The organism is Paenibacillus sophorae (assembly GCF_018966525.1).
Taxonomy (GTDB): Bacteria; Bacillota; Bacilli; order Paenibacillales; family Paenibacillaceae; genus Paenibacillus_AQ; species Paenibacillus_AQ sophorae.
On the sequence record NZ_CP076607.1, the window covers coordinates 2,703,289 to 2,718,508 of the forward strand.

General features: G+C 49.0%; 7 protein-coding genes. 6 read left to right on the plus strand and 1 reads right to left on the minus strand.

Annotated features, from left to right (window positions below; all coding sequences use genetic code 11):
- The first annotated feature begins 55 nt into the window (after positions 1 to 55).
- Positions 56 to 787 carry an alpha/beta fold hydrolase gene (locus tag KP014_RS12730; RefSeq protein WP_036592341.1) on the plus strand — a complete coding sequence of 244 codons (732 nt, stop codon included), beginning with the start codon at positions 56 to 58 and terminating at the stop codon, positions 785 to 787.
- Between the two features lie 35 nt (positions 788 to 822).
- On the plus strand, positions 823 to 1,695 hold the full coding sequence (locus KP014_RS12735; RefSeq protein WP_036592339.1) for an arylamine N-acetyltransferase family protein: 873 nt from the start codon (positions 823 to 825) through the stop codon (positions 1,693 to 1,695).
- Positions 1,696 to 1,826: 131 nt separating this feature from the next.
- On the opposite strand, the gene KP014_RS12740 is transcribed toward KP014_RS12735, so the two are convergent.
- Complete coding sequence (locus KP014_RS12740) at positions 1,827 to 2,945, minus strand: glycosyltransferase family 8 protein (RefSeq protein WP_036592337.1); 1,119 nt, start codon at positions 2,943 to 2,945, stop codon at positions 1,827 to 1,829.
- 259 nt (positions 2,946 to 3,204) lie between these two features.
- Between KP014_RS12740 and KP014_RS12745 the strand changes: the two genes are divergently transcribed.
- From KP014_RS12745 to KP014_RS12760, 4 genes are all read left to right on the plus strand, one after another.
- Positions 3,205 to 4,599, plus strand: coding sequence for a DEAD/DEAH box helicase (locus tag KP014_RS12745; RefSeq protein WP_051499705.1), 1,395 nt, complete (start codon positions 3,205 to 3,207; stop codon positions 4,597 to 4,599).
- Positions 4,600 to 4,977: 378 nt separating this feature from the next.
- Positions 4,978 to 7,980, plus strand: coding sequence for a hybrid sensor histidine kinase/response regulator (locus KP014_RS12750; protein WP_246590752.1), 3,003 nt, complete (start codon positions 4,978 to 4,980; stop codon positions 7,978 to 7,980).
- A gap of 11 nt (positions 7,981 to 7,991) precedes the next feature.
- Positions 7,992 to 9,086 (plus strand): response regulator, encoded by a 1,095-nt coding sequence (locus KP014_RS12755; protein WP_281426471.1) that lies wholly within the window; start codon positions 7,992 to 7,994, stop codon positions 9,084 to 9,086.
- 204 nt (positions 9,087 to 9,290) lie between these two features.
- A complete protein-coding gene (locus KP014_RS12760; RefSeq protein ID WP_216700499.1) occupies positions 9,291 to 15,050 on the plus strand; it encodes a X2-like carbohydrate binding domain-containing protein in 5,760 nt (1,919 codons plus the stop codon).
- Positions 15,051 to 15,220 lie beyond the last annotated feature (170 nt).

Consider the following 15,220-nt stretch of genomic DNA (forward strand, 5'->3'; position numbering starts at 1 on the left):
ATATTTTTCTAGGAGAAGCTATTATTAGCTTTATTTATCTATGGAGGTATAACGGATGAGAAGCTATTTTGTTAATAATGGATCAGTAGCTTTGCATGTACTGGAGAATGGAGTTGCTTCTTCTGATGTGCCATCACTTCTGATTATTGGCGGATTATGGGAACCTGCGGAGAGAGCGATCCCCCTTCTGTCTGGGATTTCGAGTCATGTTGTCGCGTTTAGCTTTCGTGGTCGAGGTTTAAGCTCGACGCCCCAATCAGGCTATGATCTTACGGATCACCTTACTGATATTGAAGCGATTGTTAAACATTGTGAACTTCAGAAATACTGCGTGCTAGGATTTTCTAGAGGAGCATCTTACGCCCTAGGGTGGAGTATACAGAATCAACATAATATGCAGGGTCTTATACTTGTGGACCAACCACCTATACATAGAAGCCTTACAGCAGAAACTGTACAAATGTGGCGTGAACTTGTTTACTTACAGGTTCCTATTTTAAACTTCATGCGCTCGGAAGCGCTTGAGGCGCTGGGAAATGATGCGAAGGAAGTAGACTTTTCTCCGCAATTATCGCAAATACAGTTACCCGTAAGTCTTTTTGTCGGTAAAAATAAGGAATCCGTTATTCCATCGAATATTTCTGATGAAACCTTGCATTTGTATACTCAATCCTTTCCTTCTTGCCAAGTTGTTGACTTTCTGCAGTCTGGACACATGATTCCTGATGAGGAAGAAGATAAGTATATTGCTGAAGTGAACTTATTTATTAAGAAAATCTCAAAATAACTGTAACCTGACTATAAAAGGGGCAACAAGAATCAATGTTATCGAAAGAAGAAATAAAGGCTTATTTAAAAAGAATAGGGATTAACGAAATGCAGCCGCCTACCCAATCTTATTTATTTGAACTTCATAGAGCTCATGTGAAAAATATTCCATGGGAAACCATCGATATTTTTGCCGGAAGACCGACTTCAATTCATGTTGGTGAATCTGTGCAGCTTATGATAAACGGTAGAAGCGGTTATTGTTTTCACCTCAATGGTGCGTTTAGCGCACTGCTTCGTTCCTTGGATTATAAGGTTTCATGGCATAGGGGCGGCGTTCAGCCCGTGGGAGAAGATCCTCGGATTGACTCTTTTCACCTTGGATTAACCGTAAGCTTGGACAAAGAGCAAGAGGAAGAGAGATGGATCGTTGATGTTGGCCTGGGGGATATGCCCTATGAGCCGCTGCCGCTGCAGGCGGGAGCCTATGAGCAGGGTCCTTTTACTTATGGGGTCAAGGAGTCTGGTGTAGTCAAAAATGGTTGGAGATTGGAACATGATCTTCCGGCTCCATTTATTGGGGTGGATTTTGCTCCCGAGGCTGTGCTTAATATGGAGGAATTCGAGCCAAAACATGATTATTACAGCCGGTCAGCGAATTCACCTTGGATGAATCTGTTCCTTATTCAGCATAGGCATGCTACAGGAAGCAATGAACTGAGAGGTTGTATCTGGAGCAAACGGGAGAAAACGGGTGTTGAGAAAATGGAGATACTCGCAAAATCACAATGGTTTGAAGTGTTGGGGGATATTTTTGGTGAACACCTCGTTAACTATTCCAGCCAAGAGCGGGATGATCTGTGGAAGAAGGTACTGAGAAACCATGAACAGTGGAAAAAATCAAAGGGTTCTATAGACCTCATTTAAAAGCCGCGTCTCACCAGGAACGCGGCTTTTTGGGCTTGATTGATCTGATCCGGAAAGGGGGAACCCGTGAGATTTCACTCCCTTGGCGGGCTCGGCAAAAACAAACGTTAATCCAATGGATACCAGCGGGATTATAAATATTTTCTCAACGGTAAATACAGTGTCGAACCCGTCTCCTTGTTCGGATTACCTTTATTGGTTCTGATCGGTCTGATCAATCTCAAACTAGGCAGATCAATCAGGCTAATCTTCGTTCGTCTATCTCTCATCTTTATGCTTCTTTTAAATGGCTTTCCCTGGGAAGCTTTCCGTGCTCTTCGTTTCAAGCTGTTATAGGAGGCTGTGTTATATATGCGTTTCCGATATCTCTTCGCGCTCTTGCGTTTCCTATTTTTCTGAACAACAGTAGGATGTGGTTCAGCAGGATGGAACTCAGTAGGATGTACTTCCACTGCTTTTTGTGGTTGCTGTTCACTCCACGGCGTTAGGTTAAGGTAATTCCGGTACAGTTCTGCGCCTATAGAATTAGCATCCCAGCATTTTTCAATTCCGGCGAAATGGACAATTTTATTCGTAAAGTCATGATCAACTGAGGCTAGGCTGAACGAGTTATAACGCAAATCCAATGGGAGGTAATTTCCTCCGTAAACTACGTTTAATGCATCTTGATCAGGCATGGTGGTATCGGGGAAGTTCCGGAAAAAGTTTAGCGTTTCACCGTACCAGCCAGCATTGCTGCGGATATTGTTCAAGGAAAATAAAACAACCCCGGAATTAAAATAAAGATCTGGATTAAGCCCTTTGGAGTTAATAATTTGCGCTACTTCCATAATGCCCTGATCCTTAATTGCGCCCAAATAATAATTGCCCAAATCAATTTGCCACAGCTGGGTAATGTCCATGTTTACCAAAACGTCGCAGTCCAAATAAATAATTTTGTCCACCGGAATTAATCCGGGAAGAAGCAGCCGATACATGCAGGCCTGCGTCCACGCGTTAATGGAGCCAACACCTGCCATTACCTGAAGCATATCCTGAGGTATAGTGATGTGATAGAAATTAATCGTATGGTTAAATCTGGTTGTTAATTCAACGAGTTTTTGCTTGTTATCATCGTTTAAAGTCTCATCATGCAAAATATGAACATTAACGGGGGAACTCGTATTATGGAAAACTGATGCAAGAACGACCCCAGCATGCTCAGCATATTGCCCATCCTTATCCTGAAAAGCTAAGACTAGTTCAATCATCTGATTTATCCTCTCATAACGTTTTGTGTACGAATGTACCACATTATACGTTTGTCACGAACGAGTGTAAGGGCATTTTCCCTGCGTAATTGACCCAATTTGTTAGGCTCGTTAAAGCTGCAGGAGCAACCGGCTAAAGGAATATTTTCAATGACGACGCCAAAACGCTTCTTTTTTCATTTTGTGTGATATTATTATTAGTCAAGACTAATAGTAGTGCTGTGGACACGCTGTAAGAAATCGACTATAAGGAGATAACATGAATTTTAAAGATTTGAATCTGATTCCTCCCCTTTTGAAAGCTTTGGACAAAGAAAATTATACAACGCCAACACCGATACAGGAGAAGTCTATTCCGTCCGTTTTGGCCGGCAGAGATTTGTTTGGCTGTGCGCAGACCGGAACGGGGAAAACCGCCGCTTTTTCTTTGCCGATTATCCAGCTGCTCCATGAGCAGCCAAGCCGATCGGGTTCAGCGAGACCTATCCGCGCCTTGATTCTGACCCCGACCAGAGAGCTGGCGCTGCAAATCGCGGACAATATTGGGGCGTACAGTAAGTTCACCTCCTTACGCTGCACAGCGGTCGTTGGCGGTGTATCCCAAAGAGTCCAAGAAAGGGCGCTGGGTCTCGGAACGGATATCCTGATTGCCACACCGGGCAGACTGATCGACCTGATCAATCAGAAGCGGGTGGATCTGCAAAAGGTGCAAATTCTGGTGCTGGATGAAGCTGATAGAATGCTGGATATGGGCTTTATCAACGATGTGAAGCGGATTATTGCCAAGATGCCCGCCAAAAGACAAACGCTTTTCTTCTCGGCAACGATGCCCCCGGAAATCGCCAACATGGTCAAGTCGCTTCTGGTGAATCCGGTGAAGGTTGAAATCACTCCAGTATCGTCTACGGTTGACCGTATCAAGCAGTTGCTCTATCTGGTGGAAAAGGGCACCAAGCAGAAACTGTTGAACCGGCTGCTGCAGGATCAAACGATTGTTTCCGCTTTGGTGTTTACACGGACCAAACGCGGCGCGGACCGTGTCACCCGAGAATTGACCAAAGCGGGCATTACCGCACAGGCCATTCACGGCAACAAATCGCAAACGGACCGTCAGAATTCCCTGCGAAACTTTAAAAACGGGACGACCCGCGTGCTGGTAGCGACGGACATCGCCGCCCGGGGGATTGATATTGACGAGCTCGCGCATGTGATCAACTACAATCTGCCCCAGATACCGGAGACCTATGTTCACCGGATTGGCCGTACCGGCAGAGCGGGACTGAGCGGAACGGCGATTTCTTTTTGCGAAACCGAAGAACTCCCCTTTCTTAAGGATATTGAGAAATTAATTGGCAAAAAGATTCCCGAAGTAAAGGATCATGCCTTTAGGATGGAGCGGACTCCGGAGTCCCTCAAGAGGGACAGGCAGTCGAAACCGGCAGTCGCTAAACCTGCTAAACCGTCCAAATCGTCTAAAACTGCGAACTCGTCAACGCTTGTCAAGCCCAAGGCGAACCGCGACCGCAAGCCCAAATCCGAAGGGTTTAAGCAAGGCAATCCGGCTCATGGGAAGGCAAACGGCAAGGCAAGGGAAGCGGCCAGAGGAAGCGGTAGAACGGCGAGAAGTACAGCGAGTAATAAAGCGGGCAGATAATGAGGCCAGGGTTGAGGTTCTCCAAGCTCCATTCTAAATTAAATATCGGAGAACTTAGGCTCCCTCGGCAAAGGCGTCATCATACTTCGTGGTGATGTCTTTTTGCTGTGGTCGAGCTCCGAGCGGAACTGCCGGGAGTTTCTACAAGATTAGGACTTTGCTTATTGCTTAAAGATACTTCAAAGGCAACCGATTATAAGGTATAATGCGACTGCACTTCGTTTCCCCAGAAAGTAAAATCTATTATTTTGGAGAGAATTGATGCGTAAACAGTGGCCGACTGTGTTATTAACCGTAATACTTCTTCTTGTTATTCCCGTATTCTGGATATTTAACTATATGCACACAGCCTCTCAGCATTCTTCGTCGCAAGGAGGGGTGCTGGATTTGCGGAAATGGGATTTTCAGGCGAATGGGGCTGTTCCGCTTAAAGGTGAATGGGAATTTTACCGCGATCAACTGCTGACCCCGGAAAGCTTTCAAACGGCTCATTCGTCTCCTGGCAAGACACCGGAGCTTACGGGTCTCGTTCATGTACCAGGCATCTGGAATAGCTATATGGGCAGCGCCGGCAGCCCGAAGGCTACTGGTTACGCGACGTATCGCCTGCGAGTTCTTGTGCCGGAGCACGAAAATAAGATTTACGGCATCAAAACGGATAATATTCGGTCTGCGAACCGGATATTTATTAACGGGACCGAGGTCGGAGCGAGCGGTGACCCTGCTATATCGAGCAAGGAAGGTGTGCAGCGCAATATACCCTATGCCGGGTTTGCTTCTATAAATGGAGGCGAAATTGAAATCCTTGTGCAAATTGCCAACTACAGCTATTCATCGGGAGGGATGGTATACCCTATCTCGCTTGGTGACTACAAAACGATAATGAATATTGAAAAAACCGAATTTTTTGGCGACTCGCTGATCGCATTCGGCTTCCTGGCCTCAACCATTTACTTTCTGCTGCTGTATCGATTGCGAAGACAGGAGACTTCCCTTTTGTATTTGGGAGGGATTTCATTATTCGCCTGTATTTATGTGCTGACTCATGGCGAGAAGGTCATAGGAGACCTATTTCCCGCTCTTCCTTATGATGCGGTATTAAGACTACAGATGATAGCTTCTGTGGGAGTGTACTTTTGCGTCGTTCATTATGTTGCGGTATACTCCCCGACAGCCGTTCACAGACCTGTGATGCTGCTGTGCAGGTGGATAACCGGGATCGACATGATTGTGGCGTTATGTGTTCCTACTCTCCTGTTCTCCAAGTGGGATGGGGTCTGGCTCGTATGGTCTATGTTCATTTTGGGATATATCATCTATATGATGATAAAAAACTTGCGTTTGCGCACCGCTGACAGGTACTTCATGCTTGTAAATATTTTAAGCCTGCTTATCGTCATTATTGTCAGTCTGCTGAATGTATATGGCAAGCTGGAGAGTCAGCTGCTGAGCTCTTACGGTATACTGCTCTTTCTTATCGCACAAGCGCTGCAGTCCGCCTTTAGATCCGCGAATTCTTTCCATGAAGTAGAGCAGCTGTCGCAAAAGCTTCTGACGCTTGACGGGCTGAAGGACGAATTCATGGCCAGTACGTCTCATGAGCTGCGTACACCGCTCCACGGAATTGTAAATATGTCGTCTTCTCTGCTGGAAGGGGTGGCGGGTGAACTGAATCCGAAGCAGCAGCGCCATCTTTCCATGATTGCAGCGACAGGAAAACGGCTATCCTTACTCGTTAATGATATTCTGGACTGGGCCAGGCTGAAGAATGGCGACATTATCCTTGCGCAGCGTCCGGTAGATCTTCGGCCCGTCGTTTCGGCGGTTCTCGATATCCTTACCTTTACAACCGGCAGCGGCAAAAGATTGCAGTTTGTGCAGGAGTGGCCTGAAAAACTGCCGCTTCTGAATGCCGATGAAAATCGCTTCCAGCAAATTTTGTATAATTTATTGGGAAACGCCATTAAATTTACGGCTGAAGGAACTATTACGGTTTCTGCCGAAGATTGTGGCCGGGAAGTGAAGATTGCAGTAGCGGACACCGGAATAGGAATTGCTGCTGAACGACATGATACGATATTCCTGCCATTCGGGGAGATTGGAAAGCCGGTAGACCCTGCCTTCCTTGGGATGGGGCTTGGATTAAGCATTACCAAGAAACTCGTAGAACTTGGAGGCGGCCGGATTTGGGTGGAATCCGAGCCGGATAAAGGATCGGTATTTTACTTTACGGTTCCTGTGGCGGACATCACCCGTTCTCCCGATTCTAAGACCGGAATAACACAAGTCACCTTCATTGGCCGGGGGCCAACTGCCTTGACAGAAGTGGCTGCTGCATCGGATAACAAGCCTGTGGAGGGTACTTTGTTGATTGTGGACGATGACCCTGTAAATCTGCAAGTATTAACGGATATCCTTTCCGTAGACAACTACCATGTTATTGCTGCCCATGAAGGGACTGCTGCACTCAAGCAATTGTCTTTAAACCGAAATATCGATCTGGTCATTACCGATTGGATGATGCCGGGGATGTCGGGCCTGGAACTGTGCAGGGAGATTCGATTGAAATTTCCGCTTTCCAGGCTTCCGGTTCTGATGCTGACGGCGCGAAGCCGCGCGGATGATATTGAGCTTGCCTTTCAATCGGGAATTAATGATTATCTGAGCAAACCCGTTGAAGCAATAGAGCTAAGGGCGCGAGTACGCACCTTAATTACGCTTCGCCGATCCGTCCAGAACGCAGTGCGCACAGAGATGGCATTTTTACAGGCGCAGATTAAACCGCATTTTTTGTATAATGCTCTAAACACGATCATCTATATGTCCAAAGTTGAATCATCCAAGACAACCGAGCTGCTTCTGGATTTAAGCAAATATTTACGGGGAAGCTTCGACTTTCAGAACCGCGACAAGCTTATTCCGCTTCATAAAGAATTAGAGCTGGTCAAGGCCTTCTTATCTTTGGAAAGCGCGCGTTTCGAGGAACGCCTGAAGGTATCCTATGACATTCACGCATCGATGAACACCCTCCTTCCACCTCTTACCATTCAACCGATCGTAGAGAATGCGGTCAGGCATGGAATTATGAAAAAAGCGGCAGGCGGCACCATTCAACTGACCATTCAGGAAACCGATCAGACGATCAAGGTGACGGTAAAGGATGATGGGATAGGGATGCCGAGGGAGCAGCTGGATATGATTTTGTTGGGGCAATCAGGCTCGGGTGTAGGGCTAATGAATATTGACCGGAGACTTCTGTCGCTGTATGGGAGGGGCTTGCAAGTGGAGAGCCGGCCGCTTCAGGGAACTGAGGTTTACTTTGAGATACCTAAAGAAACTTCCGGCGGTTACCACCAAGGAGAGGAGGGAGCTTTATCCTAACATGCATACTGATTGACGATGAAAAGCCTGCCCTGATGTATCTGGAAATGATGCTGCTCACCGATGGACGATTCCAAGTCGAAGGAAAATATACATCTGCCCGAGCAGGGCTCGAGCATCTGGCCAGATCCAAAGTGGATGTTGTTTTTCTCGATATGGACATGCCTGAGATGAACGGGCTGGAAGCGGGGGAACACATTCAGCAATTGAACAGTGACATTCGCATCGTCTATGTAACAGCATATTCGGAGTATGCCATTGAAGCCTTCGAAATTCATGCGCTTGACTATGTATTAAAGCCGATTGACCCGGATCGTATTGCTAAGACGCTGAATTATATCGAACGGAGTATCCCGGTCAGCACAATGAAAACCTTCGGCAATTGGAGGGTGCGCTGCTTTGGCCATTTGTCTTTTGATGACGGTGCGGGTAATGACAGGCAGTTAAAATGGAAAACGGCGAAAGCTCAAGAGTTGTTTGCTTATTTGCTTCATCATCGGGAGCGGTGGATTTCCAAGGAAATCCTGCTCGAAACACTTTGGCCCGATTATCCCAAGGATAAGGCAATGACCTATTTACATACCACCGTATCCCAGATTCGAAAGCTGGTCAAAGAGTGGCAGGGCCAAATATCCGTAGAGTACGCTCTGGATAGCTACCGTCTTGTTATAGATGGAATCCTGTTCGATGTATCGGAGTTTGAGCGGGCAACTGATCGGGAGCCTGCCATTACCGAACAGAACCGGCTCTTTTATGAAAATATCATTGTACTCTACCGCGGCGATTACCTGGAAGGATATGATTATCCTTGGGCGGAGACCCTTAGGAGCAACTTGCTGGAACGTTATTTGAATACCGTGATGAGGATCGCAGCTTATGATATGGGACATGGTTTTGAACGAAAAGCGCTTGAGCGGCTCCATTTTGCTCAGCAAAAAGCCCCCTACTCGGAAGAGATATGCCGTCTCGTGCTTGCCAATTATGCTCTCCAGAGAGATTTTGCTTCACTGAGCCGTTACTACGAAGCCTTTGTGCAGCTCCTGCATACAGACCTTGGAATTGAGCCCAGTCAGGAAACGACAAGTATCTATAATCAGTACGTTTAATGATAAGCCCTTTGGCCCTTCTTTATGAGGTCCTGGGGCTTTATTCGTTTTAGAATCGGTTTAGAGGCCTTTGCTATAATCGGTTTTGTGAAAAATGTAGAAACAAGTAGAAATATAAATAGGACGAAAGGAGATTGACAAAATAGAAGGCGGGAATATGTGCGAAGATTCAATACCAAATATGACAGGTGGTTTGGGATGAAAATGAACAGATTCAGAAAAAGCTTTTCTTTATTCGGGGCATTATTATTGCTTGTTAGTTCTTGGCTCCCGCTGAACAGCAAAGTTTATGCCGCAGATCCGGTTAATGATTTCACGCCAGGGACAAGTGCCCAGCAATTGGTTAACCATCTCATTCAAGGATCTCCAATCAGTGTGGTGCCGGACTCGGAAACGCTAAAGGGATTGTTAAAAGACACTTCAACGTATTCCAAGCTGGATGCGGGAACTTTACCGGACAGCACTCGTCTGACGCTTAATCAAGGTATCTTTATTAATTCTACTGGCGGATCAGGAGCCGCTTATGACGATCAACAGCTCCAGGATGTGCTGACAGGAGCAAATAATTTTAGTCAAGTTACCAACGCAACGGCACTTCAGTTTCAATTCACCGTACCTGAGGGGAAGACATCGATTGCGGTAGATTTTATTTTTGCGAGTCAGGAAGGTTACACTTCTGATTATGATGTCGCGGCTGTCTTCGTTGATGATGTTAACTATGCGTTTATGCCAAACGGTTCGATCTTGCGTGTCAATCAAGGGGCAAATCTCAATAACTATAGTTCTCCCATTTTATCGGGTTGGAATTCATGGTCGCCTCCCCAAACACTGGTAGGTCTGCTTGATCCCAATCGTGCGGTACATACTCTTCGGATCGCTGTTGCCAATACGGACGATGATAGTGTCCCATCGGGTATTTTTATTTCGAATATTTCCTCGGGCAATTCAACCACAGGAGGGGTTACTACTGAAGCTTTGGCACCAATTGCGAACCCTCCTGGTGGGGAGGTCGCAGCAGGCACAACAGTAGCGCTGTCCACAAGCACTGGCGGAGCGGCGATTTACTACACAACGGACGGCAGCAGCCCCACAAGCAGCAGTCAGTTGTATAGTGCGCCGATTCCTGTAAGCACTGCGATGACGATCAAGGCGATTGCGGTGAAAGCAGGGCTGAGTGATAGTGCTGTGATGAGCGAAAGTTATACGATTACACCGCAGAACAGCGTGATTTCGCCGACGAGTGCAAGCTTTGATAAGTACGCGGCATCGGCGGGGTATGCGGATGTGACAACAACACTGACGCTGAACGGCAATACGCTGAGCGGCATCCAGAACGGCAGCACGGCGCTGGTCGCGAACACGGACTACACGGTAAGCGGCAGCACGGTGACGATCAAGAAGGAATACTTGGCGGCGCAGCCGGAAGGTACGACGAGCTTGACGTTCACGTTCAGTGCGGGAGCGCCGCAGACGCTGGCGATTGCGGTGAGCGACACGACGCCGCAGAACAGCCTGATCACGCCGACGAGCGCGAGCTTCGATAAGTACGAGACATCAGCCGGGTATGCGGATGTGGAAACCACGCTGACGCTGAACGGCAATACGCTGAGCGGCATCCAGAACGGCAGCACGGCGCTGGTCGCGAACACGGACTACACGGTAAGCGGCAGCACGGTGACGATCAAGAAGGAATACTTGGCGGCGCAGCCGGAAGGTACGACGAGCCTGACGTTCGCCTTCAGCGCGGGAGCGCCGCAGACGCTTGCGATTACAGTGAGCGACACGACGCCGCAGAACAGCCTGATCACGCCGACGAGCGCGAGCTTCGACAAGTACGCGGCATCGGCAGGTTATGCAGATGTGACGACTACGCTGACACTGAAGGGCAATACACTGAGCAGTATTGATAATGGCAGCACACCGCCGGTCGCGAACACGGACTACACGGTAAGCGGCAGCACAGTGACGATTAAGAAAGAGTACTTGGCGACGCAACCGGAAGGCACAACGAGCTTGACGTTCGCCTTCAGTGCGGGAGCGCCGCAGACGCTTGCGATTACAGTGAGCGACACGACGCCGCAGAACAGCGTGATATCGCCGACGAGCGCGAGCTTTGACAAATACGCGGCATCGGCAGGGTATGCGGATGTGACAACAACACTGACATTGAAGGGCAATACTCTGAGCGGCATCCAGAACGGCAGCACCGCGCTGATCGCGAACACGGACTACACGGTAAGCGGCAGCACGGTGAAGATCAAGAAAGAGTACTTGGCGACGCAACCGGAAGGCACAACGAGCTTGACGTTCGCCTTCAGTGCGGGAGCGCCGCAGACGCTTGCGATTACAGTGAGCGACACGACGCCGCAGAACAGCGTGATATCGCCGACGAGCGCGAGCTTCGATAAGTACGCGGCATCGGCAGGCTATGCGGATGTGACGACCACGCTGTCGCTGAACGGCAATACGCTGAGTAGTATTGATAATGGCAGCACACCGCTGGTCGCGAACACGGACTACACGGTAAGCGGCAGCACAGTGACGATTAAGAAAGAGTATTTGGCGACGCAATCGGAAGGCACCACCAGCCTGAAATTTGTCTTCAGCGCAGGAGCGCCGCAGACGCTTGCGATTGCGGTAAGCGACACAACGCCGCAGAACAGCCTGATCACGCCGACGAGTGCGAGTTTCGACAAGTACGCGGCATCGGCAGGTTATGCAGATGTGACAACCACACTGACACTGAAGGGCAATACACTGAGCGGCATCCAGAACGGCAGCACCGCGCTGGTCGCGAACACGGACTACACGGTAAGCGGCAGCACAGTGACGATTAAGAAAGAGTATTTGGCGACGCAATCGGAAGGCACAACGAGCCTGACGTTCGCCTTCAGCGCGGGAGCGCCGCAGACGCTGGCGATTACAGTGAACGACACGACGCCGCAGAACAGCGTGATATCGCCGACGAGCGCGAGCTTCGATAAGTACGCGGCATCGGCAGGCTATGCGGATGTGACGACCACGCTGTCGCTGAACGGCAATACGCTGAGTAGTATTGATAATGGCAGCACACCGCCGGTCGCGAACACGGACTACACGGTAAGCGGCAGCACAGTGACGATTAAGAAAGAGTACTTGGCGACGCAACCGGAAGGCACAACGAGCTTGACGTTCGCCTTCAGTGCGGGAGCGCCGCAGACGCTTGCGATTACAGTGAGCGACACGACGCCGCAGAACAGCGTGATATCGCCGACGAGCGCGAGCTTTGACAAATACGCGGCATCGGCAGGGTATGCGGATGTGACAACAACACTGACATTGAAGGGCAATACTCTGAGCGGCATCCAGAACGGCAGCACCGCGCTGATCGCGAACACGGACTACACGGTAAGCGGCAGCACGGTGAAGATCAAGAAAGAATACTTGGCGGCGCAACCGGAAGGTACAACGAGCCTGACGTTCGCCTTCAGCGCCGGAGCACCGCAGACGCTTGCGATTACAGTGAGCGACACGACGCCGCAGAACAGCGTGATTTCACCGACGAGTGCGAGCTTCGACAAGTACGCGGCATCGGGTAGCCATGCGGATGTGACAACCACACTGACGCTGAACGGCAATACGCTGAGTAGTATTGATAATGGCAGCACACCGCTGGTCGCGAACACGGACTACACGGTAAGCGGCAGCACAGTGACGATTAAGAAAGAGTATTTGGCGACGCAATCGGAAGGCACCACCAGCCTGAAATTTGTCTTCAGCGCAGGAGCGCCGCAGACGCTTGCGATTACAGTGAGCGACACGACGCCGCAGAACAGCGTGATATCGCCGACGAGCGCGAGCTTTGACAAATACGCGGCATCGGCAGGGTATGCGGATGTGACAACAACACTGACATTGAAGGGCAATACTCTGAGCGGCATCCAGAACGGCAGCACCGCGCTGATCGCGAACACGGACTACACGGTAAGCGGCAGCACGGTGAAGATCAAGAAAGAGTACTTGGCGACGCAACCGGAAGGCACGACCAATCTGACGTTTGCTTTCAGTGCGGGAGCGCCGCAGACGCTCGCGATTACTGTGAGCGACACGACGCCTGTCTCACCAGGAGTCCCTGTGTTGAAATCAGCTATAGCTGGTAATGCAGAGGTAACTCTCAACTGGAGTCCAGTAAATGATTCAACGGGTTATAAAATTTATCAAAGTGTAACTTCTGGTACCTATGGAGCAGAAGTGGCTACTGTTCAGAGTTCTGTATATACCTATAACGTAACGGGACTGACTAATGGAAAGACGTATTATTTTGTGGTCAAAGCGACAAATCCGGGAGGAGACAGCGCCGCTTCCAACCAAGTAAGCGCAACACCGAAGACAGTCCCAGCTTCGCCGACAGACATCATTGCCACAGCAGGCGATGGTCAAGCGACCATTACTTTTACGGCTCCTGTAGATAACGGCGGAAGTGCAATTACTGGTTACGAGGTCACTTCTTCGCCAGGCAATATCATAGCGACAGGAACAGCCAGTCCCATTACAATAACAGGACTGCAGAATGGAACGACTTACACGTTTACGGTAAAAGCAATTAATAACGCTGGCGGCAGTGTTGCATCTGCTGTCTCCAATGCCGTTACACCGCTGGCACCGTCCAGTGACGGTGGCGGCAGTACACCTATTGAGCCGACTGCTCCAAGCACACCGGAGCCAACGAATACAGGGGTCAATGCGCTTGTTAATGGCAAGGAGCAGACTGTCGGCACGGAAACAACAACCAAAGTGAATGACCAAACGGTCACGACTGTTGTGATTGATCCGAAAAAGCTTGACGACATCCTTGCAGCAGTTGATCAGCATACGGTAATTACGATACCGGTGAATACGAAAGCGGATGTCGTGGTTGGCGAACTGAACGGCCAGATGGTTAAAAACATGGAGCAAAAACAGGCGGTCCTGGAAATCAAAACCGAGAACGCCACCTACACATTACCTGCCCAGCAGATAAATATTAATAATTTATCGGATCAGCTTGGTAAGACGGTAGCGCTTCAGGATATCAAGGTACAGATCGAAATCGCTGCGCCGACGGCAGACACGGTAAAGACCGTAGAGAACTCGGCGTCCAAAGGCCAGTTCACGATTGTCGTCCCGCCGCTTAACTTCTCGGTCAGAGGAATCTACGGGGATGCTAAAATTGAAGTGTCCAAATTCAATGCCTATGTGGAACGGACGCTTGCCATCCCGGATGGTATAGATCCCCAAAAAATCACCACTGGAGTTGTGATTGAACCGGATGGAACCGTCCGCCATGTCCCAACGAAGATCGTTAACGTTGACGGCAAATACTTCGCACAAGTGAATAGTTTGACGAACAGTACGTACTCCGTTGTCTGGCATCCCCTTGAGTTCAAGGATGTTGCCAAGCATTGGGCAAAAGATGCGGTGAACGACATGGGTTCACGAATGATCGTCAACGGCAGCGGCAACGACATGTTCAATCCTGATCAAGACATTACTCGTGCGGAGTTTGCGGCAATCATCATTCGGGGATTGGGACTGAAGCCGGAGGGTAATGCTGCTCCATTTTCGGATGTACAGCAATCGGATTGGTACAACGATGTTATTCAAACATCCTATGCCTATAATCTGATTACTGGGTTTGAAGACGGCACCTTCCGTCCGGACGACAAGATTACGAGGGAACAGGCGATGGCAATCATCGCGAAAGCGATGACGATTACAGACCTAAAAGCAAAGCTCCCGTCCAAAGAAGCAGGAGAAGTTCTGAGTCCATTCGCAGATGCAAATAAGACTTCCGAGTGGGCGAAGAATAGTGCTGCCGACTGCTTGCAAGCAGGAATCATTTCTGGAAGAAACAGCAGCCAACTTTCTCCCAAAGATAACATCACCAGAGCGGAGGTTGCCGCCATTATTCAGAGACTTCTACAGAAGTCTGAATTGATTAACTAACATATGTTATATAAAAGAGTTATTCTCCAAGTAATAGAAGATGCTTGGAGGATAACTCTTTCTTTTTGTATTTGCCGACTGCCCTTGATAAGAGCGTTGGACAGGCAACTATAGGAGCCCAATTAATTACCTAGCTATCAGTTTTCATACGGATTCGGCTATAATATTTC